Here is a 22,551-nt window from a genome sequence, read left to right on the forward strand (position 1 = left end):
GCCATGACACGGGACAGAGACCCGGACCGCGCGACGGAAGGCGCCAGCGCGTCATCGAGGATCCTCACATTCGACCTCGGGCAGGGAGGACTGCGAGCGCGCCTGCGCTCGGGTTCCGACCTCGAATGCGAGTTCACGGGCCCCGGCTACCTGCCCGGGCAGCCGATCGCTCAGTTCCTGCTAGATCTCGCAGAGCGCGCAGCCCAAGCATCCGGAAGCCGGCGATTCGATACGCTCGCGGGCGGCCTGACTGGGGTTCACGGCCATCCCCCTGACCCCCATGACTTTCTGCCACCCCTCAAGGAACGATTCGGGACCCGGCGGCTCGTCCTCGCCGACGACGCCCTCACCTCCTACCTCGGTGCGCGAGGCAACCATGAAGGCGTCATCGCCGCTGTCGGCACGGGCCTTGTCGCCCTCGGTTATGCCCCGAGAAAGCGAGCCGCCCGTGTCGACGGCGCCGGGGCGATGGTCGGGGACGAGGGCTCCGGCTGGTGGGTCGGACGCCAAGGGCTCATCGCGGCCATCAGCGCCTCCGACGGACGCCGCCCCAGCTCGAAAGCCCTTCTCGCCGCAGTTGAAGAGCTTTACGGCCCAGTCGGAGCCCTGCCGACCCTCATTGCCGCCGCGCCCTCTCCTATAGCCCTCGTTGCCAGTTTCGCCCCCGCGGTAGCCCAAGCAGCACGTGAAGGCGACGACGTCGCCCGGCGAATTTGGGCGCGGGCCGGAGAGCACATCGCCGCAGCTATCTCCGCCGCCGCGCGCGGAGCGGGCTTGGGCCCGCGCTGCGACTACACGCTGCTCGGAGGAATCGCAGCGGCAATCGACCTCCTCGAACCAACACTTAGCCGACGCCTGCAAGACGACCTCCCCGGCGCCACGCGCACAGCCCCCGTTGGCACATCCCTCGACGGCGCCGAGAGGCTCGTCGCCCTTGACACCCTCGAACCTCTGTCTCCTCTCGCTACCGAGACAACACAGGCCTAACGGAAGGAATCCACTTGGACAAGGAATTCGGCCTCCGCCGCGGAGTCATCATCTCCTGCCAGGCCCCCGAAGACAGCCCTCTGCGCGACCCCCACGTGATGGCGCGCATGGCCCAGGCAGCAGAGAAGGCAGGTGCCGTCGCGATCCGAGCCGAGGGAGCGCTCGATATCGCCGCCATCAGAGCTTCCTGCAGCCTTCCCATCATCGGGATCAGGAAGCACCACTATCCCGACAGCGAGGTCTACATCACCGCCACTAGGCATGATGTTGACCTTGTCGCCGATGCTGGCGCGGAGATCGTGGCCCTTGACGCCACCGACCGTCCGCGACCGGGCGGCGAGAGCCTGACCGACGTCATCGCCCATGCCAAAGCCCGAGGACTCACGGTCATGGCCGACCTGAGCCACCCTCACCAAGGGGCAAGCGCGCTCGAGGCCGGGGCGGACATCCTCGCCACTACCCTCGTGCCCGAGTCTGGCGAGGACGTCCGGCCACACGGGCCGAACTTGGCAGCGCTCAAGGCGCTGGTCGAAGCCCATCCCGGTTACCTCGTCATCGGCGAGGGCCGCTATGCGACCCCATCCGACATCGCCGACGGACTGGGCACCGGAGCGTTGGCAATCGTGGTCGGCCGAGCTGTCACCGACACATACGCCCTCACAACCGACCTCGTCCGCGCGGCCGAGCGCGCGCACATCGTCGGCTGACCCAGCAGAAAGGCCCCCGTGGAGATCGTGATCCTGCCTGATACCGACGCTGTGGCCCGAACAGCTGCTGACGTCGTCCAAGGATGCATCGAGCGGACAGGAGCCGGGAGGGCCGACGACGGACCCGGGGCGGTCCTGGGCCTCGCGACCGGCTCGACCCCCTTGGGCGCCTACCGTGAGCTGATCCGCCGCCACCGTCAGGAGGGCCTCTCCTTCGCCCGCGCGCAGGCCTTCACCCTCGACGAGTACCTCGGCCTCCCACCGGACCACCCCGAGTCCTACCGCTCCGTGATCCGGCGCGAGTTCACCGACAGCGTCGACTTCCCCGACGGCGCCGTCCACAGCCTCGACGGCCACGCCCCCGACCCGGTGGCCGAAGCAGCCCGCTACGATGCCGCCATCGCCGACGCCGGCGGCATCGACGTCCAGATCCTGGGCATCGGCACCGACGGGCACATCGGCTTCAACGAGCCGATGTCCTCGCTCGCCTCCCGCACCCGCATCAAGACCCTCACCGAGCAGACCCGGCGCGACAACGCCCGCTTCTTCCCCTCAGAGGAGGACGTCCCACACCACGTCCTCACCCAGGGCCTGGCCACCATCCGCGACGCCCGCCATCTCCTGCTCATCGGCCTCGGCGAGGCCAAGGCCGAGGCGATCGCCGCCGCCGTCGAGGGCCCCCTCGCCGCCGCCTGCCCGGCGTCGTCCCTCCAGCTCCACCCCCACACGACCGTTCTGGTCGACGAAGCCGCAGCCTCCCGTCTCCAGCACCGCGAGTACTACGAGTACACCCTCGCCCAGAAACCTGACTGGCAGGCCTACTGAAGGATCGGCGGCCTGTATTTCCCTTTCCGGGCTCAGGCCACCCGGCTGGCCGGGGACTGGGTCTGAGCCGGGTCGGTCTCGGCCACGGAGCCGATGACCTCGTCGATCTTCGCCAGCACTGAAGCCTCGAGCTTGACGCCCGCGGCGGCCGCATTCGACGCGATCTGCTCGGGACGGCTCGCTCCGACGATGGCGCCGGCCACGTTGGGGTTCTGCAGCACCCACGCCACGGCGAGCTGCGCCAGGGTGAGGTCGAGCTCGTCGGCGATGGGCTTGAGGTTCTGCACGGCGGAGAGGATGTCGTCTCGCATCCACCGCGAGATCATGTTCTTGCCGCCCTTCTCATCCGTCGCCCGCGATCCCTCCGGCACGGGCTGGCCTGGCACGTACTTGCCTGTCAGGACGCCCTGGGCAATCGGCGAGAACACGATCTGCGAAAGGCCGAGTTCCTCGGAAGTGGGAACGACCTCGCGCTCGATGACGCGCCACAGCATGTTGTACTGAGGCTGGTTTGAGATGAGCTGGAACCCGAGCTCCGTGGCGAGCTTGTGCCCGGCGCGGATCTGCTCCGCGTTCCACTCGCTCACCCCGATGTAGAGCGCCTTGCCCTGACGGACGATGTCGGCGAAGGCCTGCATCGTCTCCTCGATCGGCGTCTCGTAGTCGAAGCGGTGCGCCTGGTACAGGTCGACGTAGTCGGTGCCGAGCCGCTTGAGCGAACCGTTGATGGACTCCATGATGTGCTTGCGCGAGAGGCCGGTGTCGTTCTTGCCGCCGGGGCCCGTGGGCCAATACACCTTCGTGAAGATCTCGATGCTCTCGCGGCGCTCGCCCTTGAGAGCGTCACCGAGCACGACCTCAGCGGCCGTGTTGGCGTAGGCGTCGGCGGTGTCGAAGCTCGAGATGCCCGCGTCGAGGGCCGCGTGGATGCTCTTGCCCGCGGTGGCGTCGTCGACTTGGGACGCGTGGGTGAGCCAGTTTCCGTAGATGATCTCGGAGATCTTGAAGCCGGAGTTGCCGAGGTACCTGAATTCCATGGTCTTCCTCTCTCGCACCCAGATCGAGTGAAAGCGAATTAGTATACTTTCTGAACTATAGGGCTCTGGCAGGGCATGATCAAGGCTCCCCACGACGAGGGGCCCCTGCTAGAAGACGCTGTACCCGCCGTCGACCGTGAGTACGGAACCCGTCATGAAGCTCGACGCCGCGCTGGCCAGGAAGACGATTGCCCCGCCCAGCTCTTCCGGCTCGCCGGCCCGCTGCTGAGGCGTGTCCTCGATCCAGTACCGATGGAACTGGGGGTCATCGATAGGCGACATGTCCGTGCGCATGTAGCCGGGAGCGAGCGCATTGACGCGGACGTTGTGCGGCGCCCATTCCGCGGCCAGGCTGCGGGTGAGGTGATGCACCGCCGCCTTTGACGCGTTGTACGCAGGCTGCCATTGCGGTCGGTTCACGATCGACGCGGACATCGACCCGATGTTGATGATCGATCCGCCCCCACGGCTGATCATGTGCCGCCCGAACACCTGGCTTGCCATCCAGAGCCCGTCGACGTTCACGCCCATGACGTGGCGCCATTCCTCGTCGGTGACATCGACCGCCGGCTTGTGGATGCACACGCCGGCGTTGTTGACCAGGATGTCAGCCCGGTCGAACTCCGCGGTGGTCCGTTCGAGCAGTCGCTCGATGTCCTCGCGCGAAGTCACGTCGGCGGCGACCCCGATGGATCGGGCGCCCTGAGCCGAGAGCTCTGCGCTGACCGCTTCCGCCTCGGGCGCACTGCGGCCGACGACGACGACGTTCGCGCCCGCTTCGGAGAGCGCTTGGGCGAAGGCGCGACCGAGGCCGCGCGTCGAACCAGTGACGACGGCTGTGCGTCCGGAGAGGTCGAATCGGTCAAGAACCTTCATGGCTGTGGATCGTCTCCTTGGTTCTGGGGATTTAGGCGGCAGGGTGGCCAGTGTATTTGAAGCCAGCCCTGCCGCCACCAGAGAAGCCTCAGCCCTCGAATCGCTCCGGCCGGAATGTGGCCAGCATCGGATGGCGAACGCCTGTAGCGACCTCGTGCGAGATCAATTCGCCGGCGATGAGCGCAAGGGTCGCGCCCGAATGGGTGAAAGCCACGTAACAGCCCGGAACCTTCGCGAGTTCCCCGAAGACGGGCTCGCCGTCGCCGGGGATGGGCTTGAGGCCGATCTTCCACGAGTCGGCTTTGAGGCGCGGCATTCCCTCCAGGAGCCGGGAGGCCTCTCCGAGGAGCTCGTCGACGACCGGTTCCGGAATCGAGTACTGGCCCGAGGCATCGCGCACAATGTGCTCCTCGTACCAGTCGTGATCCCGGCTCGCTCCGTGAATTCTGCTACGAGGTATCGGTGGCCGCACCCACGCCGCTGCTGACAGAAGCCGCCAAAGCTGATAGAGCGTAAGGACCACGTCGACCCGTCGGGGACAAGAAGGAGCGAGCCCATGACCACGAACAGCAACTCCGCTGAGCCCGGCTACCGAGTCCTGAATCCTGCGACCGGGGAGCTGGTCGAGACCTTCCCCTCCGCGTCCGACGACGACGTCGAGAGCGCGCTCACGGCGGCCACGGCGGCGTACCAGAGTTGGAAGGACGTCCCGATCGAGGAGCGGGGCAAGATTGTTTCCCGCGCAGCGCACCTGTTCGCCGAACGCGCCGACGAGCTCGCCAAGATCATCACCACCGAGATGGGCAAACCACTCTCCCAAGCCAAGGCTGAGGCCGAGTTCGCTGCGGACATCTTCCGCTACTTCGCCACCGAAGGCCCCACCCTCGCCGCCGACCAGGAGATCAAGACCTTCTCCGGAGGCCGCGCCGTCGTCCAGAAGCTGCCCATCGGCCCGCTTCTGGGCATCATGCCTTGGAACTACCCCTACTACCAGGTCGCCCGCTTCGCCGCCCCGAACCTCATGCTCGGCAACACCATCATCCTCAAGCACGCCGAGACGTGTCCCCGCTCGGCCCTGGCCATCGCCGAGATCCTCGAAGACGCGGGCCTGCCCCACGGCGCCTACACGAACCTCTTCGCAACCCACGCCCAGATCGCCACGATCATCGCCGACCCCCGCATCCAAGGCGTCTCCCTCACCGGCTCTGAGCGCGCAGGTGCCATCATCGGCGAACTCGCAGGCAAGAACCTCAAGAAGGCCGTCCTCGAACTCGGCGGTTCCGACCCCTTCGTCGTCCTCGACGCCGAAGATCCCAGGACCATTGCCGACACGGCGTGGGAGACCCGCATGGAGAACACCGGACAAGCCTGCAACTCCAACAAGCGCATGATCGTCGCCGAGGGCATCTTCGAGGACTTCGTCGCCCAGCTCACCGCCCGCGCCCAGGGCCTCAAGCCCGGTGACCCCAGCAACGACGAACAGGGCGCCTACGCCCCGCTCTCTTCGCGAGCCGCGGCCGAAACCCTCGCCGAACAGGTTCAGGACGCCGTCGCCAAGGGCGCGACGCTTCACGCCGGGGGGCAGCTCGTCGAAGGCGAGGCGGCCTACTACTCCCCCGCGGTCCTCACGGGCGTGACCCCCGAGATGCGCGCCTACCGCGAAGAGCTCTTCGGCCCGGTCGCCGTCGTCTACAAGGCAGCGGACGACGACGAAGCCCTCCGCCTCGCCAACGACACCCCCTACGGCCTCGGCGGTGCGGTCTTCTCCACCGATCGGGACCGGGCAGCCCGCCTCGCCCAACATCTCGAGGTCGGCATGGCCAACGTCAACACCCCCGCGGGCGAGGGCGCAGAGATCCCCTTCGGCGGCGTCAAGCGCTCCGGCTTCGGCCGCGAACTCGGCCCCCTCGGCATGGACGAATTCGTCAACAAGCGCCTGTTCTACGTGGCCGACTGAGGGTTGCCAGCTGACGGGCCTACGACCTAGGGGGCGGCGTACGACGACGCGCATCCCCGGGGAAGGGGGCTGGCCGGAAAGGCGGGGGTTGTTCCCGGCGGAAAGGGGCCCAAGCGGCGGAAATCGGACTAACCGACCGAACGGGCCCCAACCCCCGAGCGTCAGCGCACGAGCCCGGCCCAGCCGAGCGCCTCGCGCTGCCCTCTGGGAAGCGAAGCGACCACGAGGTCGTACGAATCCTCGATCATGTCCCGCACGGTCTCGTCGGCCAGGTCCCCGTCGAGCCGCACGCCGTTCCAGTGCTTCTTGTTCATGTGCCAAGCGCCGGTGATCTCGGGGTGTGCGGCACGGAGCTGGACGGCGAGGGCGGGCTCGCACTTGAGCGAGAGGGTGAGCGGACGCGCGTCGGGCGGGAGCGCCGCGAACATCCTGCCCTCTACGACGGAGCCGCCTGAGGCCGGCGGCCGCACCTTGTACACGGCGATCCCAGGCCCGAACGGGTAGTCCTCGTACGCCCCGGGAACGAAAGGCAGACCTCTCTCACAGACTCGGCGTCCATCGCCTCAGCCTAGCGGCGTGAGGCGCGCTGACCGTGGGTGCGGCGCCAGGCCTCCTGCGCGGGGCAGGCATTCATGACGACGTCGAGCCCCGCGGCTTTCGCACGCGCCGCTGCAGACTCGTCTATCACCCCGAGCTGGAGCCAGACGGCCTTTGCACCGACGGCGATCGCCTGGTCCACCACATCGCCCACACGCTGGGAGTTCACGAAGCAGTCGACGGCGTCGATCGGGTGCAGTTCCGCGGGGATGTCGGCGAGCTTTGCGTAGCCCTTCTCCCCGTGGACTTCTTCCGCACGGAGGTTCACAGGGATGATCTGCTGGCCGAGCTCGTCCCGCAGGAACTCGGAAACCGAGTAGGCGGCGCGCCATTGGTTCTGGGTGAGTCCGACGACGGCCCAGCGGCCGGGCGTGTCCATGAGTCGCTCGATGACGGCGGGATCGTTGACATGTCCCATAAAGCCACTCTACGCCGGAACGCCGACGGCGGCGTGGCCGCTGGGAGCCACACCGCCGTCGTCGAACTGCTGCTGAAGCCTTTGGCTTAGACCTCCGCGACAGCCTTCCCTTCCTGATCCACGTAGCCGTAGAGCTCCGGGAGGATGAACTTGGCCGAGAGGAAGCCGATGAGGGAGAGGACGGCAACGGCGAGCGTCGCGCCCACCTTGCCCCACGAGGCGGTCATGATCGGGAACACGAACGCGCCGAAGAACGAGGCACCCTTCACGAACACGTAGCCGAAGCCGGAGGCCGTGCCACGGAACCGCGCGGGGGCGACCATCGAGGTGATGGTCATGCCGTTCGAGGCATCCCAGTAGTGGCCCCACATGAGGGTGCACGCGCCGAGGACGATGAGCCACTGGATGTTGGCACCGAGGGCGAACGCGCCGAGCACGAGGCCAGCGAACGCGAGGCCGTAGCCCCACATCGCCACGCCGCGGTGACCGATCTTCGAGATCATGATTGGGGCGGTCAGGCCGGAGATCGTCGCAAGGACGTAGATCGCGGCCGTGACGAAGTTGGTGCCCGTGATGTTGGTCGTGTGGCCGCTGCCCGCCACGCCGACGCCGGCGGTGACGAGGATGACCGGGAGGTAGAAGCCGAACGCCGTGAACTCGGCGCCCTGGCAGGCGTTGGAGATCCAGCCGAAGATCGTGGCCCGACGCTTGGTCTTGTCAGCCCAGATGACCTTGAGGAAGTCGCCGACCTTGGGCTTCTCCATGACGACGTTCTGGTTCGGGAGCATCTCGAGCGGATCGTTGAAGAGACGCTGGGAAACTTCCTTGGCCTTGACGAACTGGCCGCGCTGGATGAGCGAGAGCGGGGTCTCCGGCAGGTCGAGGCGCGCGAGCAGGAGGATGAAGGCAGGGATCGCGCCGACGGCGAGGGCGACGCGCCACAGGATGGCGTGGTCCATGCCGGTCATGTACATGATCGTGATGACCACGATCGAGAAGACCTCGCCGAGGCCGAACATGAACTGCCAGCGGCTGCCCATGACCTCGCGGGCGCCCTTGGACATCGACTCCATGATGTAGGCGTAGCCGTTGGAGATGTCGCTTCCGAGCGGAATGCCGATGAGGAACCGGACGATGATCAGGTCCCAGATGTTCGTCGAGAAGCCTTGGACCAGCGCGAGCACGATGAACAGGACCATCGTGAGGATGAACACGCGCTTGCGGCCCAACCTGTCGGCGACGAAGCCGCCGATCAGCGCGCCGATGAGGGCGCCGCCCTGCACACCGGCCGTGACCAGGCCGAGCTCAACCGCGGTCGGGTGGTACTCGGCCGTGATGAAGACGAGGACGAAGGAGATCGCGTAGAGATCCCAAGCCTCGATGAGGATCGTGGCGATCATCATCCAGCCGCCGCGGCGGCTGGACGTGGTGCCGTCCTTGTTCAGAAGGACCTCGGTTGCCTCGTCGGACAACCGTCGGATGGTGGTCTGATCCATCATCGCCTTTCTTGCTGGCAACCGGCGCACGCTGCACCAGCCGGCGAGGCGGTGTGAGTTGACGCCATAGTCACTCCTTGATGGGGGTGGTTTACATCTGCTTCTCGTGTCCCAGATGCGTCATAGATCATATCTAAAAGCGTGACTTATGCAACAGCTATGATGTAGACACGCGATCGTCGCTGATCTACAGGAGTTTCCATGCCGGTAGCAGGCCCTCTTAAGACCACCGGCGCAGTTCTCAGCGGGCTGCACGGAAAGGTCCTCGACGGCATGGGTTCCGCAATCGCGGACGGCACCCTCGCCGAGGGCAGCGTCCTGCAGATCGAGGAACTGGAAGAGCGTTACGCCGTTTCGCGGTCCGTCGTGAGAGAGGCCGTACGGGTTCTGGCGTCAATGGGACTCGTGGCGATGCGCCGCCGCATCGGCGTTCAGATCCTGCCCAAGAGCGATTGGAACGTCTTCGACCCGCAAGTGATCCGCTGGCGGCTCGACTCCTCGAATCGCTTCGCCCAACTGCGTTCGCTCATCGAGCTTCGGAGCGCCGTCGAGCCTGCGGCCGCCCGCCTCGCCGCCCTCCGCGCGCCGCAGGAGCGCGCCGCGGAGATCGTAGCGCTCGCCGGCGAACTGTGGGCGGCCGGGCAGGACACCGACAGCGAACGCTTCCTGCGGCTCGACATCGAGTTCCACCGACGGGTGCTCGCCGCCTCCGGCAACGAGATGTTCGCAGCCCTGTACCCGCTCGTCGAAGAGGTCCTCGCGGGCCGGACGCACCACGGGCTCATGCCCGAGCGCCCGCACGAGGAAGCCCTCGAGCACCACATGAACGTGGCCGTCGCGATCCAACGCTCGGATCCGGACGGCGCCCACGAGGCCATGCTCGCGTTGATGAGCCGCACCATGACCGAAGTCAGCGAGCGGTTCGGGGCGCCGGAGAGCCTGCAGGTCGACGAGCCGCAGCAGCCCGAACAGGCCGCCCAGCCCTAGGCCGCGCAGACCCTAGGCCGCGCAGACCTAGCCGGCCAGCCCGAGCCGCCTAGCCCTAGTTCGTCAGCTCATGCACAGACAGAACGGGTGGCCAGCGGGGTCGAGGAAGACACGGAACGTTGCCCCTGGCTGATGCTCGTGCTTCCTGGCGCCGAGTTCGACGACGGCGGATTCGGCGGCGTCGAGATCGTCGACCACCACGTCGAGATGCATCTGCTGGGGCAGTTCTTGGCTCGGCCAGCGGGGAGGCTGGTAGTCCTCGACCTTCTGGAAGCAGATGCAGTCCCCGTAATCGGCCCGCACCTCGGCCCAGCGGAGATCGCTGTCCACGTCCACTTTCCAGTCCAAGAGGGCGCCGTAGAACCTCGCTAGCGCGCCGGGGTCTGGACAGTCGATGACAAGGCTGGGAAGTCGCGCGATCGCCATGGCGACACTCTAGTGCCGGGTGCCGAGCGCGGCGAGGGCTCGCCCGCTGCTATTGCCGTGCTGCTGCCCGAGGGCACCGGCGGCGGCCGAGGCGGCATGCTGCCCCGCTCCCGATGCCACGGCCACAGCTTCCTTGACAGGCGGGGAGGCTACGGCCGTGGACTCTGGCGCCGGGGCGAAGGTGGCCGCAATGGCCTGAGCCGTCGCAGCCGCTTCCTGGGCGATGTGCCGGCCCCGGTTCACAACCGGCTCTGCCCGGTGCCGCGGGGCCGGACGCTGCGAGAGCGCCGCACCGGCGTCCTGCGCGACGGCGGAGGGGTCCTCGACGCGGGCGGCGGCGGGAGCGATCGCAGCCTCGGCGGGGGCCTCGTGCGCGGGCGGCGCCGAGGGGAAGACGACGCCGGAGCTCGCCGGAGCGTCTTTCCCCCCGCTGGTGGGCGCCGGGCTGCGATCCGCGTGAGCCACAGGGCTTCCGCCTGCCGCGGCGGCGAAGGCCTGCGCCTCGCGCACAACGGGATCCGGAGCCTCGGATGTCTCGCCCTGAGCCGCGGCGTCAGCCCCCGCTTGGGGGGCAACGATCGCGCTGCGGGCGCCGGCCTGTGGTGGGTTCGCCGAGTAGTCCACGCCGCCGAGAGCCGCCACTCCAGTGGCGCTGAGCCCGACGCCGGCGATCACCGCCGCACTGATGGCGGCCCCCCGGTGCCGCTTCCGTAGGGTGAAGGGAACAACGGGGGCCACTTGCGGCGAGAGCTTCCCGATGGCTGCCTCGGCAGCCCGGGTAGCGGCGCGGCTCGGGGCGACGCCGCCCGAAGCAGCAGTCCCCTGTGCGAGTAGCTCGGCGAGGGCGCCTGTTGGCGCGGGCGCCTCAGCCGGGCACATCGTTTGGAGGGATTCAAGCGTACGGGTGAGCGCGCCGTCGTCCGCCAGACCGGCATCGGAGAGGATTTCCGCCACCATCTCCCGCATCGAATCGCTGCTCACTGTGCCATCACCCCTTCCGAAACTATCTCGCGTAGCGCTTTGAGGCCCCGCCTTTGAAGCTGTTTGACCGCGCCCGGCGTCTTGCCGAGCACACTGGCGACGTCCTCGACGCTGAGTTCACCCACGATCCGGAGCATCAGGACATCCCTCTGCTCAGGCTTGAGCGCCCCGATCAGCAGATGCGCGTCCGTCTGCCCTGTCCGGACGAGCGCCTCCGCCTCCGCTGACGGAACGGCGCGCAGGTCCAGGAGCGGGTCGTAGTCCACGCTCCGTGGCCGTCGCTCGACTCGGCGGTAGTAGTCGACCACCCGCGCGTGCGCGACCGAGAAGACGAAGGTCCGAAGGCCGGCAACGCCTCCCGTGATTTCGCCGATGCGAGGCAGGACGCTCAGGAAGACATCCTGCATGAGCGCCTCGGGGTCATCTACGCCGCGGGCGCCGAAGTAGCCGAGGACCGCGGGGGCGAGGCTTTCGTAGACACGCGCGAAGAGGTCCGTCTCCGGCAGAACGCCCGCGATCAAGTCGCGATCCGTGAGCGAATCCGGCACTGATCCCCGCTCTCGTCGAGAACTCCCCATTGGCCGTCCCAGTGTACGGGCAAGGAGGCGTTCTCGTCCCGACTGCTGGAGACATGAAAGAAGCCGGGCTGGAACATGATGGGGGACAGATTCCAGCCCGGCTTCCACATATGTCATCGTTCCGGGAGGCCCGGGGGTTACGCGGGTACGAGATTTTTTGAGAATTTTTCGAAATGCAGCTCGGGCGCGTCGCGCCGCGTCAGTCGATGAGGTCCCGGACCACGATCGTCTGCTCCCGGTCGGGGCCGACGCCGATCGCCGAGAAGCGCGTGCCCGAAAGCTTTTCGAGGGCCAAGACGTAGTCGCGTGCATTTGCCGGTAGGTCGTCGAGGGTCCGGGCGCCAGAGATGTCCTCGGTCCAGCCGTCGAAGTACTCGAAGATCGGCTTGGCGTGGTGGAACTCGGTCTGCGTCATGGGCATTTCGTCGTGCCGGACGCCGTCGACGTCGTACGCGACGCACACCGGGATCTTCTCGATGCCGGTGAGCACGTCGAGCTTCGTCAGGAAGTAGTCAGTGAAGCCGTTCACGCGCGAGGCATGCCGCGCGAGGACCGAGTCGTACCAGCCGCAGCGGCGCGGGCGCCCGGTGTTGACGCCGAACTCGCCGCCGGTCTTCTGGAGGTACTCGCCCATCTCGTCGAAGAGCTCGGTCGGGAAGGGACCGGCGCCTACGCGGGTCGTGTACGCCTTGATGATCCCGATGGCCCTGGAGATGCGCGTGGGGCCGATCCCCGAGCCGACCGAGGCCCCGCCCGCGGTCGGGTTCGACGACGTCACAAACGGGTACGTGCCGTGGTCGACGTCGAGGAATGTTGCCTGGCCGCCTTCCATGAGGACGACCTTGCCGTCGTCGAGCGCCTTGTTGAGCTCGTAGGTCGAGTCGATCATGAGCGGGCGCAGGCGGTCCGCGAAGCCGAGGAAGTAGTCGACCGTCTCGTCGACGCTCACGGCGCGGCGGTTGTAGACCTTGACGAGAAGCTCGTTCTTCTGGTGCAGGGAACCCTCGACCTTCTGACGCAGGATCGACTCGTCGAAGACGTCCTGCACGCGGATGCCGAGACGCGCGACCTTGTCCATATAGGCCGGCCCGATTCCGCGCCCAGTGGTCCCGATCGCGCGCTTGCCGAGGAAACGTTCCGTCACCTTGTCCAGCGTCTGGTGGTACGGGGCGACCAGGTGGGCGTTCGCCGAGACACGGAGGCGGGACGTGTCGCCTCCGCGGGCCTCGAGGCCCTCGATCTCGTCGAAGAGCGCCTCGAGGTTCACGACGCAGCCGTTGCCGATGATCGGGATCGCGTTGGGGCTCAGGATGCCAGCGGGAAGGAGCTTGAGCTCGTACTTCTCGCCGCCGACGACCACCGTGTGCCCGGCATTGTTGCCGCCGTTCGGCTTCACCACGTAATCCACGCGGCCCCCGAGCAGATCCGTAGCCTTGCCCTTGCCCTCATCGCCCCACTGGGCTCCGACGATCACGATTGCTGGCATGGATTCCTCCCCGGGTACGCCTACGGTCCCTCTGGCCGACAGCCTTCATGCGAAAGCCCCGTCTCTTACGCGCACCTCTCAATGAAGCTGCGCGGCAAGATTGCCGGGGCTCTTGCCACCCAAGTCTACCGAAGCGCGGCATGAAGTGCCGAAGACGGGGGAACCATCACGCATGGGAAAATCGGTGGAAGATCATCGGAGCCCGGGCGACAAGTCCCGCAACGCAGCGGAGGACGGCGCCCGCACAGTAGAGCGCGGGGCTGAGGAAGCCTCGCGCTCCCCTTGGGCCACGGGGGTGGCGCGCGTCGGATTCGTGTTCGTCGGGCTCCTCCACGTGCTTATCGCGTGGCTCGCCGTCCGGGTGGCGCTGGGCGGGAGCAACAACAACGCCGACGAGTCGGGGGCCGTCGCACAGATCGCCTCGGCCCCCGGCGGCCCATTGATCCTCGGAGGAGGGACGCTCTGCTGCGCGGCACTCGCCCTGTGGATGTTCTTCGAGTTCTTCGCCGAATGGCGCCGCCACGGAAAGCCGACGAAGGGCCTCGGGCCGGGAGGGACCGGCGTCGCCTACGCCGCCCTCGCCGTGCTGTTCGCGACGTTCGCGCTCGGCAATCGGAAGAATTCGAGCCAGCAGTCCAGCGAGATCACCGCCACGCTCCTCGCGGCGCCGCTCGGCGTCGTCGTCCTCATCATCGCGGGGCTGGTGCTGCTCGGGGCGGCAGGCTACTTCGGCTTCCGCGGGTTCACACAGTCCTTCTTGGGGAAGGACGCCCAGCCTCAGCCCTCGGTGCCCGGCTGGGTGAAGATCGTCGGTAGCGTCGGGTATGTCGCGAAGGGAGTGGCGCTTGCCGTCCTCGGGGTCTTGGTCCTTGTCGCGACCGCGCGGCACGATCCACAACAGCAGACCGGCCTCGACGGCGCCCTCAAGAGCCTCGCGGGGCAGCCGTTCGGCGGGTGGATCCTGGGCGCCGTCGCAATCGGCTTGGCCTGCTACGGCGTGTACTCGGCGGCAAGGGCAAAGTACGCCCACTTCTGACCGTCTCGGGTACAGATACTCCCCCTCTTTCGCCGTCTCGGGTACAGATACTCCCCCCTCTCGCCGTCTCAGGTACAGATACTCCCCCTCTTTCACCGTCTCAGGTACAGATACTTTCCGTCTACGTCACCTCGGGTACGCGAACTGGCGAGCTCCCCAAGCGGCCGACGACGACGCGGGGCCAACCGGCGTCGTCGTCGACCCCTTTGGACTTTCTCTCCTAGGCTGACGAGGGGACGAGAGGGGCGTCTCGAATCGATCAAGCGAAGGAGCAGTCATGACCAGGACCCACCGCATCGCCGTGATTGCAGGAGACGGCATAGGCCAAGAGGTCATGCCCGAAGGCCTGCGAGCACTGGAATCGGCGTCGGAAGCCTTTGACTTCGCCCTTCAAACGACCGAATTCGACTATGCGAACGTCGAGTATTTCCGCAAGCACGGGCGGATGCTCCCCGAAGACTGGTTCGACGAACTGAGCACCTTCGACGCGATCTTCTTCGGTGCAGTGGGCTGGCCAGAGGTCGTCCCAGACCACGTGTCCCTATGGGGCAGCCTTCTTCAATTCCGCCGCCACTTCGACCAATACATCAACCTCCGACCGGTGAAACTGCTGGCCGGAATGAAGAGCCCGCTCGCCGACCGCGCACCCGGGGACGTCGATTTCTATGTGGTCCGCGAGAATACCGAGGGCGAGTATTCGAGCATCGGCGGAAAGATCTTCGAAGGCACCGATCGGGAGACCGTCATCCAAGAGACCGTCATGACCCGCACGGGCGTAGACCGGGTCCTCAAATACGCCTTCGAACTGGCCCAGAACCGCCCGCGGAAGCACCTGACCTCCGCAACGAAGAGCAACGGGATCTCTATCACGATGCCGTATTGGGACGAACGCGTCGAAGAAATGGCGAAGCGCTACCCCGAAGTGAATGTCGACAAGTTCCACATCGACATCCTCACCGCCAATTTCGTCATGCACCCGGACTGGTTCGATGTCGTCGTCGCGAGCAATCTCTTCGGCGACATCCTCTCCGATTTGGGCCCGGCGTGCACCGGAACCATCGGCATCGCCCCCAGCGCCAACATCAACCCTGAACGCCGCTTCCCCAGCCTATTCGAGCCCGTGCACGGCTCGGCACCCGACATTGCAGGGAAAGGCATTGCCAATCCGGTGGGCCAGATTTGGAGTGCTGCCCTCATGCTCGAGCACCTGGGCGAGCGCAATGCGGGCGCTGCCGTGCAGCGCGCTTTCGAAAACGTGCTGGCCGAGGCGCAGCAAGGCATCGTCACTCCCGACCTGGGCGGCCAGGGAAGCACGCAGACCCTGGGGACTGCCGTGGCCGCCGAGATCAAGGCGGTGGCCGGCGCTTCCGGAAAGTGAATGGGCCGAGTTCAGGCTTCCAGCAGTTCCTTCAAGCTATCGAGGACCAGGCGCCAGGTTTTCTCAGACTCGGCAGCCTCCTCTTCGCTCGTATTGTTTCCCTGAGTGATTGTTACAGAAGAAGTATTATTGTCGCCATCATTGATCCGATATTCGACAGTATGGTAATTCTCTGGCACATCCGGCTTGCCACTCAAGGGGCTGTAATGGCTCACGCGCAAAATCTCCGGAGGCTCGAAGACGAGGACGACGCCGTGGTCCTCGTACGGCTTTCCGTGCCATTCCCCACTGAAATAGATCGGGCTCCCCACCTCCCACGTGGTTTTGACCTGGGTGCCCAAAAAGTACTTCTTGATCTCTTCGGGAGTCGTCAGCGCGCTCCAGATCGCTTCGCGGCTCGCCGCGATCTTCACGGAGGCCACAGCGTCCCTAGCTTTGCCCGTCATATCACCCTCCTCGGAGCCATAAAGTACTCCGCCCGAGGAGGAAGTCCAATGGCTGAGGAGTTGGCGTACCCGAGACGCCTAGGGAGGGAAGTTGGCGTACCCGAGACGGCTAGGGAGGGGAGTATCCGTACCCGAGACGCCTAGGGAGGGGAGTATCCGTACCCGAAACGAATTAGGGGAGGAGGCGGTCAAGGTACCGATTGCGGAACTTGCCCTCCGGGTCGCGCTTCGCGACGAGCTCCCGGAAGTCGGCGAACCGCGGATACAGGGCAGCGATATCGGCGGGCGCCACCGAGAACACCTTCCCCCAGTGCGGCCGCGCGCCGAACGGAGCCAGCGCCGCCTCGAGCTCGGGCAGGAACGCCTCGACCTCTGCCTGCATGAGCCGCCACGTGAAGTGAAGCGCCACGCTGTCCTGGCGGTACGCGGGGCTGAGCCAGAACTCGTCCGCCGCGACGGTCCGCACCTCGGAGACAAAGAGGAGCGGCGCAAACTTCCCCGCGAGGGCGCGTACGGCCTCGAACGCCGAGGCGGCGTGAGCACGCGGGAGCAGGTACTCGGTCTGCAGCTCATCGCCGGCGCTCGGCGTGAACTCGTGCCGGAAATGCGGGAGGCGATCAAGCCATGGCCCCGGGACGTCGAGCTGCTGCGTGCAGTTCACGGCGTCCATCTCGGGCAAGGGGTGCCGCGGCCGCATTGCAGGCTTGGCACCGTGGAATGACGACGGCGCGGGCCCGGATTCGACGTCGAGGCGCACCTTGCGCCAGACCTGGGGCACAGCGTCACCGGCATAGTCGGTGAACAGCGAAACGCTGTAGCCGTCACCGGCCACCGCGTCGTAGTCGGCCAGCACGGTGTCCCACGGCAGATCCTCGTAGACCTGCTGCCGAACCTTGTACGTCGGTTCCACCGCGAGCTCGAGCGCCGTCACGATCCCGAGCGCACCGAGGCCCACAATGCTGCCGAAGAATTCGTCGCCGTCGCCCTCCTCGAGCCGGTCCACCTCCCCAGACGCGCGAACGAACTCGACGGCCTTCACGGCCGAGGACAGCGCCCGGTTCGAGATGCCCGAGCCATGTGTGCCCGTCTGCACCGCGCCTGCCACGGAGATGTGCGGGAGCGAGGCCATGTTGTGCAGCGCCCAACCCTGGGACTCGAGCGCGAGACCGAGATCCCCGTAGGTGATTCCTCCTGAAACCCTGGCCACGCGCCGCTCCGAGTCGACCTCGACGCCGCCCGGCAGCCGGTCCAGAACGACCTGCACGCCCTCCGTGTCAGCGACGTCATTGAAGCAGTGCCGCGAGCCCAGCGCCTTGACGCGCTCGGCAGAGCCCACTAGCGCCGAAAGCTCATCCACGGACTCCGGCCGCTCCACCGAGCCCGACGAGTACTCCAGATTCCCAGCCCAGTTCTTCACTGCAGTCCCTTCGGATAAACGGTCGCGGTGGCCGCGCGGTAGCGAACCAGAACGGCTTCGTGAGCGGCAGAACCGCCGTCATCGATCGTCGTCGTGCCGGAATTCTCCCACTGGGGGAACGCGCCTAGGAGGACGCCAGCCGCCTGCCGCGCGGCGCCGTCGGCCACGTACTCCCCCGGCTCGGGTACGAGCACAGGCAGCCCGAAGATCCCGGCAATCGCCTGCTGAATCGCTTCGGAGCGAGCGGCCCCACCCACCAGAATGACGCGCTCGGCGGCGACGCCGAGCGAGGTGAGCGCCGCGAGGCCGTCGGCAAGGGAGCACACGATCCCCTCGACTGCCGCCCGCGCAAGGTTGGCGGGCGTGTAGTTCCGGAGCGTGATCCCGTGCAGCGAGCCGGTCGCGTCCGGGAGGTTGGGGGTGCGTTCGCCCTCGAAGTACGGCACAAGGGTGAGTCCGTCGGCCCCGATGGGAGCCGAGAGCGCGAGCGCCGTGAGTTCGGGCAGCGTCACGCCGAGGAGCACGGCGGTCGCGTCGAGCACCCGGGATGCGTTGAGCGTGCAGGCTAGCGGGAGGTAGTGGCCGGTCGCGTCCGCGAAGCCGGCAACGAGCCCGGTGGCGTCCGACGTCGGGCGGTCGGCGACCGCGAAAACGGTCCCCGAGGTGCCGATCGAGACGACGACGTCGCCTACCGAGGCGCCGACGCCCAGCCCGGCTCCGGCGTTGTCGCCGGCGCCGGGAGCGATGATCGCGCCGCCGGGGGTCTTGCCCGCCGCCTCGAGCGGGCCGAGGACCCTCGGAAGCACCGGAACGTGGCCGAGCGTCCGCTCGAGGACCTCCGGAAGGTACTCGCCGGTTATGGGCGAGAAGTAGCCGGTGCCCGATGCGTCCGAGCGGTCGGTCGCGAGGGCGCTCAGGCCAGGGTCGAATCCCTCGCTCCTGGGCCCATACCCGCCGAGGCGCCACATGAGCCAGTCGTGCGGGAGGCACACCGCTGCCGTTCGAGCCGCCTTCTCCGGCTCGTTCTCTGCGAGCCAGCGCAGCTTGGTCGCAGTGATCGAGGCGACCGGAACCGTTCCCGTGGTCTCGGCCCACCAGCGGGCGCCGGCTGCGGAGTCCCCGGCCGCGGTCTCCCCTGCGCCTGCCTCCTTGATCAGTGCAGCCGCAGCGGCCGCCGAGCGCGTGTCGTTCCAGAGCAGCGCGGGGCGCACCACCTCGCCGTCCGCATCGAGGCAGACCATGCCGTGCTGCTGGCCTCCGACGGAGATCGCGGCGACGTCCTCAATCCCCCCCGCAGCCGTAATGGCCGCTGTGAGGGCTTCCCACCATGCGTCCGGGTGGACCTCGGTTCCCGCGGGGTGCGGCGCCGAGCCGAAGCGCACGAGCGCTCCGGTCTCGGCGTCGCGGACCACGACCTTGCAGGATTGCGTGGAGCTGTCGACTCCAGCTACGAGTGGCATGTTCGCGTCCTCCAAGGCGGCGGTGTAGGTCCGGCGGTGAGTTTGTCCGGCGGGGTGGTGGGGCGAGCGGGTCAGCTCAGTCGGGTCAGCGCGCGCCCGTGAGGTGCTCGAGCGCGAGCTGGTTGAGCCGGATGAACGCGTACGAGCGCTCGGCGGCCTTCTGGGTGTCGAAGGACTCGAACGCCGACGCATCGGCGAGCAGGTCCGCCGTCGTCTCTCCAGCGGCGAGGGTCGGCTCGCCCAGCTCGAAGACGCCGGAGGTGCGCAGGGCCTCCTGGACCTCGGGATCGGCGCGGAATGCAGTCGCCCGCTCCTTGAGGATGAGGTACATGCGCATGTTCGCCTTCGCGGACTCCCACACGCCGTCGTACCCGTCGGTGCGGGACGGCTTGTAGTCGAAGTGGCGCGGGCCCTCGTAACGGGGGCCGCCGTTCGGGAAGCCGTTCTCGAGCAGGTCGACCGTGAAGAACGCGCTCGTGAGGTCGCCGTGGCCGAAGACGAGGTCCTGATCGTACTTGATGCTGCGCTGGCCGTTGAGGTCGATGTGGAACAGCTTGCCTGCCCACAGCGCCTGCGCGATGCCGTGCGTGAAGTTGAGGCCGGCCATCTGCTCGTGGCCCACCTCGGGGTTGAGGCCGACGATGTCGCCGTTCTCGAGCTGCGCGATGAACGCGAGGCCGTGTCCGACGGTCGGGAGGAGGATGTCGCCGCGCGGCTCGTTGGGCTTGGGCTCGAGGGCGATGCGGAGGCCGTAGCCCTTGTCCTTGATGTACGCGGCGGCGGTGTCCACGCCCTCGCGGTAGCGGTCGAGAGCCGCGTTGATGTCCTTCGAGCCGTCGTACTCCGCACCTTCGCGGCCGCCCCACATGACGAAGGTCTCGGCGCCGAGCTCGGCGGCCAGGTCGATGTTGTGGAGGACCTTCGCGAGGGCGAAGCGGCGCACCGAGCGGTCGTTGGACGTGAAGCCGCCGTCCTTGAAGACAGGGTGGCTGAAGAGGTTGGTCGTGACCATGGGGACCTTGAGGCCCGTCTCCTCGAGGGCGGAGCGGAAGCGCTTGAGGATGAGGTCGCGCTCGTTGGCGCTCGCACCGAACGGGATGAGGTCGTTGTCGTGGAACGTGATGCCGTAGGCGCCGAACTCGGAGAGCTTGTGGACGGCTTCGACCGGGTCGACGTCCGAGCGCGTGGGAACGCCGAACGGATCGTTTCCGGTCCAGCCGACGGTCCAGAGACCGAAGGTGAACTTGTCAGCGGGGGTGGGGGTGAACGTCATGTCAGGCACCTCATTGGACTAGGTTTCGGGGCGGAAGAAGAATTAGTATGTGTTCTGAACTATATGGGTCGTGGTGAACTTGGTCAATGGTTTTCGATGAAGGAGGAGCATGCGCGAGCATGACGGCGGGGCAACCATGGCGCCGGGTCGCGTCGGCGACGTCCGGCGCCGCAATCTCGCGCTGGTTCTCGGCAGCATCGGCCCCGAGAGCCTCGCGACGCGCGCCGACATCGCTGCCTCGACCGGTCTGACCAAGGCTTCTGTCTCAAGCCTCGTCTCCGAACTCCTCGAGACAGGTCTCGTCGCGGAAGTCGGCCTCACCCGTGCCGGCGAGCGCGGACGTCCCGGCGTCGGCCTCGCACTCGACGCCCAGCGTGGGGCCCTCGGCGCGGAGGTCAACGTCGATTACCTCGCGGTCGGCGTCGTCGACCTCCACGGCGCGCTTCGCTTCCACGAGGTTGCGGAAGCCGTGAATCGCGGGAGGGAGCCGGAAGCTGTCGTCGCGGAACTCTCTCGGCTCGTCGGCCGCTGCGTCTCCGCGGCCGCCGACGCCGGGGTGACGCTCCTCGGCGGGGGCCTCGCCGTGCCGGGCCTCGTGGACCCTTCAAGGGGCGTAGTCCTCAGTGCTCCGAATCTGGGCTGGCGCGACGCGGACCTCTCCGCCGCACTGGCCGAGCTGGTCCCCGAGGCACCGTTCGGCGTCGTTCTCTCCAACGAGGCGGACAGCGCGGCCCTCGCCGAACTCTGGTACGGCCACGGGGCAGCCCTCGGCTCGTACCTCTACGTCTCAGGTGAGGTTGGCGTGGGCGGCGGGCTCGTGATGGGATCCGAGTTGTTCGCCGGCCCGGGCGGACACGCGGGCGAGGTAGGGCACGTCGTCGTCGAACCCACCGGAAGTCAGTGCTCCTGCGGTGGGCGCGGGTGCCTTGAGACAGTCGCGGGCCAAGAAGCGATTCTCGCCGCCGCGGGCATCACGAACGGCGGAAGCACGACGGCGGCGCGCATGGCGGCGCTGCAAGCGGCCCTTGAGGCGGGGGACGCCCAGGCGATCAGCGCCGTCGAACGCGCAGGGCACTACCTCGGCATCGCCGTCGTCTCCGCGGCCCGACTCATCGATCTCTCTGCCGTGGTGCTCGGTGGTCATTTCGCGGCCCTGGCGACCTGGATTCGGCCAGCCCTGCTCGCGAGCCTCCGGTCCTTTGCCCCTGGGGCCGTTGCCTCCGATGCCGTCGCCTTCTCCGAGCTGGGCACGACGGCGGCCCTCCGCGGCGCCGCCGGGGCGGCGGTGCGGCGCGCACTCGCGGCACCATACGCGCTGCTGGGGTAGGGCCGCCTCGCTTCGCTATATGCGCGGCTTCCCCGCTTATGCGCGGTCGGGCAGCCGCGTATCAGCGGGGAAGGGCGCCGATTGCGGGGAAGGGCGTCTCAGGAGCCATCCGGCCGGTCGAGGGAGAGGCGCGCGACCAGACGATCGAGAAAGGCCGCGAAGGAGCGCTCGAGGTCGAAGGACGGGTTGAGGAGGAACTGAATCTCGAGGCCATCCATAGTCGCGAGCAGGCACTCGGCTTCACCCTCGATCTCGTCCTCGGCCATCGGACGGAAGTATCGGTCCTCGATCGCATCGCGGAAGAGTTGGCGCATCGTGTCGAGGGTTGCCGCGTAGCGCCGGGTCATGAACTCGTGGGCCGGATGGTCTGCGGAAGTGGCCTCTGCCGCCATCGTCGTGTAGAGCTCGAGGAGCCCGCGGTGTTGGGTGTGGTAGCGCATGAGCTTCTTGAAAGCCTCCAAGAACTCGTAGCCGCGGTTTGGGGAACCCATGACCTCCGAGGTCACCACATCCCAATGCTCGAGGACGGCGATAAGCAACCCCTCCTTGCTGCCGAACAGCTTGATGATCGCAGCCGGGGTCAGGCCCACGCGCTCGGCCACCTGCTGGAGGGTGCCGCCCTTGAAGCCGTGCTGCCCGAAGACCTCCATCGCCTCCGCGACAACCTCGCGGCGGCGCTCGATTCCCTTCTTATAAGGGCCCCGGGGGCTGCGCTTGCGGGGGTCCGGAGGGCTGAGCTCAGAAGGGCCCCCGGGCTTCGGGGAGGGCGACGTCATGCCTTGGAGCCTACCTCCGGAGGGAGAGCTGGAAGCCGACCCCTTGTGCTAAAGGTAAATTCCTACATACCTTTTAGAAC

Annotated in this window: 22 protein-coding genes and 1 pseudogene; 8 read left to right on the top strand and 15 right to left on the bottom strand. The window is 67.3% G+C overall.

Going from position 1 to position 22,551, the window contains the following annotated elements:
* The first annotated feature begins 3 nt into the window (after nt 1-3).
* The 3 genes from LK10_RS08915 to nagB are packed head-to-tail and all read left to right on the top strand — an operon-like array spanning nt 4 to nt 2,519.
* On the top strand, nt 4-987 hold the full coding sequence (locus tag LK10_RS08915; RefSeq protein WP_052207131.1) for an N-acetylglucosamine kinase: 984 nt from the start codon (nt 4-6) through the stop codon (nt 985-987).
* Between the two features lie 14 nt (nt 988-1,001).
* The gene (locus LK10_RS08920) at nt 1,002-1,694 is read left to right on the top strand and encodes an N-acetylmannosamine-6-phosphate 2-epimerase (RefSeq protein WP_052207132.1); all 693 of its coding nucleotides are present in this window, start codon (nt 1,002-1,004) and stop codon (nt 1,692-1,694) included.
* Nucleotides 1,695-1,712: 18 nt separating this feature from the next.
* Complete coding sequence (nagB, locus tag LK10_RS08925; RefSeq protein ID WP_043122533.1) at nt 1,713-2,519, top strand: glucosamine-6-phosphate deaminase; 807 nt, start codon at nt 1,713-1,715, stop codon at nt 2,517-2,519.
* A 32-nt stretch (nt 2,520-2,551) separates the two neighbouring features.
* Here nagB and LK10_RS08930 read toward each other — a convergent pair whose 3' ends face one another.
* From LK10_RS08930 to LK10_RS08940, 3 genes and pseudogenes are all read right to left on the bottom strand, one after another.
* Nucleotides 2,552-3,556 (bottom strand): aldo/keto reductase family protein, encoded by a 1,005-nt coding sequence (locus LK10_RS08930; RefSeq protein WP_043122534.1) that lies wholly within the window; start codon nt 3,554-3,556, stop codon nt 2,552-2,554.
* Nucleotides 3,557-3,664: 108 nt separating this feature from the next.
* Entirely contained in the window at nt 3,665-4,432 is a 768-nt protein-coding gene (locus LK10_RS08935; protein WP_043122536.1) for an SDR family NAD(P)-dependent oxidoreductase, read from the bottom strand.
* A gap of 88 nt (nt 4,433-4,520) precedes the next feature.
* Nucleotides 4,521-4,859, bottom strand: a pseudogene (locus tag LK10_RS08940) (FAD-dependent oxidoreductase); the annotation flags it as partial.
* Nucleotides 4,860-4,988: 129 nt separating this feature from the next.
* Between LK10_RS08940 and LK10_RS08945 the strand changes: the two are divergent.
* Complete coding sequence (locus LK10_RS08945) at nt 4,989-6,389, top strand: NAD-dependent succinate-semialdehyde dehydrogenase (protein WP_043122541.1); 1,401 nt, start codon at nt 4,989-4,991, stop codon at nt 6,387-6,389.
* 161 nt (nt 6,390-6,550) lie between these two features.
* Here LK10_RS08945 and LK10_RS08950 read toward each other — a convergent pair whose 3' ends face one another.
* From LK10_RS08950 to LK10_RS08960, 3 genes are all read right to left on the bottom strand, one after another.
* The gene (locus LK10_RS08950; RefSeq protein WP_331377454.1) at nt 6,551-6,868 is read right to left on the bottom strand and encodes an MmcQ/YjbR family DNA-binding protein; all 318 of its coding nucleotides are present in this window, start codon (nt 6,866-6,868) and stop codon (nt 6,551-6,553) included.
* A gap of 89 nt (nt 6,869-6,957) precedes the next feature.
* Nucleotides 6,958-7,404 carry a CoA-binding protein gene (locus LK10_RS08955; protein WP_043122543.1) on the bottom strand — a complete coding sequence of 149 codons (447 nt, stop codon included), beginning with the start codon at nt 7,402-7,404 and terminating at the stop codon, nt 6,958-6,960.
* Between the two features lie 86 nt (nt 7,405-7,490).
* Nucleotides 7,491-8,903, bottom strand: a complete 1,413-nt coding sequence (locus tag LK10_RS08960) for an MFS transporter (protein ID WP_081998399.1) — start codon at nt 8,901-8,903, stop codon at nt 7,491-7,493.
* Between the two features lie 198 nt (nt 8,904-9,101).
* Between LK10_RS08960 and LK10_RS08965 the strand changes: the two genes are divergently transcribed.
* Nucleotides 9,102-9,887, top strand: coding sequence for a FadR/GntR family transcriptional regulator (locus LK10_RS08965; RefSeq protein ID WP_052207134.1), 786 nt, complete (start codon nt 9,102-9,104; stop codon nt 9,885-9,887).
* Nucleotides 9,888-9,950: 63 nt separating this feature from the next.
* Here LK10_RS08965 and LK10_RS08970 read toward each other — a convergent pair whose 3' ends face one another.
* The 4 genes from LK10_RS08970 to LK10_RS08985 form a co-directional block, all read right to left on the bottom strand.
* Complete coding sequence (locus LK10_RS08970; protein WP_043122545.1) at nt 9,951-10,313, bottom strand: VOC family protein; 363 nt, start codon at nt 10,311-10,313, stop codon at nt 9,951-9,953.
* A 9-nt stretch (nt 10,314-10,322) separates the two neighbouring features.
* On the bottom strand, nt 10,323-11,294 hold the full coding sequence (locus LK10_RS08975) for a hypothetical protein (protein WP_043122548.1): 972 nt from the start codon (nt 11,292-11,294) through the stop codon (nt 10,323-10,325).
* Nucleotides 11,291-11,842: an RNA polymerase sigma factor gene (locus LK10_RS08980; RefSeq protein ID WP_043122550.1), complete on the bottom strand. Its 552-nt coding sequence runs from the start codon at nt 11,840-11,842 to the stop codon at nt 11,291-11,293. Before LK10_RS08980 ends, LK10_RS08975 begins: the two co-directional genes overlap by 4 nt.
* A gap of 229 nt (nt 11,843-12,071) precedes the next feature.
* Nucleotides 12,072-13,358, bottom strand: a complete 1,287-nt coding sequence (locus LK10_RS08985) for an adenylosuccinate synthase (protein ID WP_043122552.1) — start codon at nt 13,356-13,358, stop codon at nt 12,072-12,074.
* A gap of 184 nt (nt 13,359-13,542) precedes the next feature.
* On the opposite strand from LK10_RS08985, the gene LK10_RS08990 reads away from it, so the two are divergent.
* Together LK10_RS08990 and LK10_RS08995 are read left to right on the top strand one after the other, a co-directional pair.
* Nucleotides 13,543-14,394 carry a DUF1206 domain-containing protein gene (locus tag LK10_RS08990; RefSeq protein WP_043122691.1) on the top strand — a complete coding sequence of 284 codons (852 nt, stop codon included), beginning with the start codon at nt 13,543-13,545 and terminating at the stop codon, nt 14,392-14,394.
* A gap of 277 nt (nt 14,395-14,671) precedes the next feature.
* Complete coding sequence (locus LK10_RS08995) at nt 14,672-15,772, top strand: tartrate dehydrogenase (protein WP_043122555.1); 1,101 nt, start codon at nt 14,672-14,674, stop codon at nt 15,770-15,772.
* 11 nt (nt 15,773-15,783) lie between these two features.
* On the opposite strand, the gene LK10_RS09000 is transcribed toward LK10_RS08995, so the two are convergent.
* From LK10_RS09000 to xylA, 4 genes are all read right to left on the bottom strand, one after another.
* The gene (locus tag LK10_RS09000) at nt 15,784-16,218 is read right to left on the bottom strand and encodes an SRPBCC family protein (protein WP_043122559.1); all 435 of its coding nucleotides are present in this window, start codon (nt 16,216-16,218) and stop codon (nt 15,784-15,786) included.
* A 172-nt stretch (nt 16,219-16,390) separates the two neighbouring features.
* Nucleotides 16,391-17,635 carry a D-arabinono-1,4-lactone oxidase gene (locus tag LK10_RS09005; RefSeq protein WP_043122562.1) on the bottom strand — a complete coding sequence of 415 codons (1,245 nt, stop codon included), beginning with the start codon at nt 17,633-17,635 and terminating at the stop codon, nt 16,391-16,393.
* Nucleotides 17,632-19,095: an FGGY family carbohydrate kinase gene (locus tag LK10_RS09010; protein WP_043122565.1), complete on the bottom strand. Its 1,464-nt coding sequence runs from the start codon at nt 19,093-19,095 to the stop codon at nt 17,632-17,634. Before LK10_RS09010 ends, LK10_RS09005 begins: the two co-directional genes overlap by 4 nt.
* 85 nt (nt 19,096-19,180) lie before the next feature.
* Nucleotides 19,181-20,368, bottom strand: coding sequence for a xylose isomerase (xylA, locus tag LK10_RS09015; protein ID WP_043122568.1), 1,188 nt, complete (start codon nt 20,366-20,368; stop codon nt 19,181-19,183).
* Nucleotides 20,369-20,477: 109 nt separating this feature from the next.
* On the opposite strand from xylA, the gene LK10_RS09020 reads away from it, so the two are divergent.
* Complete coding sequence (locus tag LK10_RS09020; RefSeq protein WP_043122570.1) at nt 20,478-21,695, top strand: ROK family transcriptional regulator; 1,218 nt, start codon at nt 20,478-20,480, stop codon at nt 21,693-21,695.
* 98 nt (nt 21,696-21,793) lie between these two features.
* Here the strand turns inward: LK10_RS09020 and LK10_RS09025 are convergent, their stop codons facing one another.
* Nucleotides 21,794-22,471 carry a TetR/AcrR family transcriptional regulator gene (locus LK10_RS09025; protein WP_081998401.1) on the bottom strand — a complete coding sequence of 226 codons (678 nt, stop codon included), beginning with the start codon at nt 22,469-22,471 and terminating at the stop codon, nt 21,794-21,796.
* Between the last annotated feature and the right edge of the window lie 80 nt (nt 22,472-22,551).

Source organism: Sinomonas humi, assembly GCF_000802235.1.
Classification (GTDB): Bacteria; Actinomycetota; Actinomycetes; order Actinomycetales; family Micrococcaceae; genus Sinomonas; species Sinomonas humi.

Coding starts and splice junctions, on each gene's coding strand:
- LK10_RS08935 (WP_043122536.1), bottom strand. CDS start 4,432: ATGAAGGTTCTTGACCGATTCGACCTCTCCGGACGCACAGCCGTCGTC.
- LK10_RS09020 (WP_043122570.1), top strand. CDS start 20,478: ATGCGCGAGCATGACGGCGGGGCAACCATGGCGCCGGGTCGCGTCGGC.
- LK10_RS08960 (WP_081998399.1), bottom strand. CDS start 8,903: ATGATGGATCAGACCACCATCCGACGGTTGTCCGACGAGGCAACCGAG.
- LK10_RS08965 (WP_052207134.1), top strand. CDS start 9,102: ATGCCGGTAGCAGGCCCTCTTAAGACCACCGGCGCAGTTCTCAGCGGG.
- LK10_RS08930 (WP_043122534.1), bottom strand. CDS start 3,556: ATGGAATTCAGGTACCTCGGCAACTCCGGCTTCAAGATCTCCGAGATC.
- LK10_RS08955 (WP_043122543.1), bottom strand. CDS start 7,404: ATGGGACATGTCAACGATCCCGCCGTCATCGAGCGACTCATGGACACG.
- xylA (WP_043122568.1), bottom strand. CDS start 20,368: ATGACGTTCACCCCCACCCCCGCTGACAAGTTCACCTTCGGTCTCTGG.
- LK10_RS09000 (WP_043122559.1), bottom strand. CDS start 16,218: ATGACGGGCAAAGCTAGGGACGCTGTGGCCTCCGTGAAGATCGCGGCG.
- LK10_RS09025 (WP_081998401.1), bottom strand. CDS start 22,471: ATGACGTCGCCCTCCCCGAAGCCCGGGGGCCCTTCTGAGCTCAGCCCT.
- LK10_RS08945 (WP_043122541.1), top strand. CDS start 4,989: ATGACCACGAACAGCAACTCCGCTGAGCCCGGCTACCGAGTCCTGAAT.
- LK10_RS08915 (WP_052207131.1), top strand. CDS start 4: ATGACACGGGACAGAGACCCGGACCGCGCGACGGAAGGCGCCAGCGCG.
- LK10_RS09010 (WP_043122565.1), bottom strand. CDS start 19,095: ATGCCACTCGTAGCTGGAGTCGACAGCTCCACGCAATCCTGCAAGGTC.
- LK10_RS08995 (WP_043122555.1), top strand. CDS start 14,672: ATGACCAGGACCCACCGCATCGCCGTGATTGCAGGAGACGGCATAGGC.
- LK10_RS08985 (WP_043122552.1), bottom strand. CDS start 13,358: ATGCCAGCAATCGTGATCGTCGGAGCCCAGTGGGGCGATGAGGGCAAG.
- LK10_RS08970 (WP_043122545.1), bottom strand. CDS start 10,313: ATGGCGATCGCGCGACTTCCCAGCCTTGTCATCGACTGTCCAGACCCC.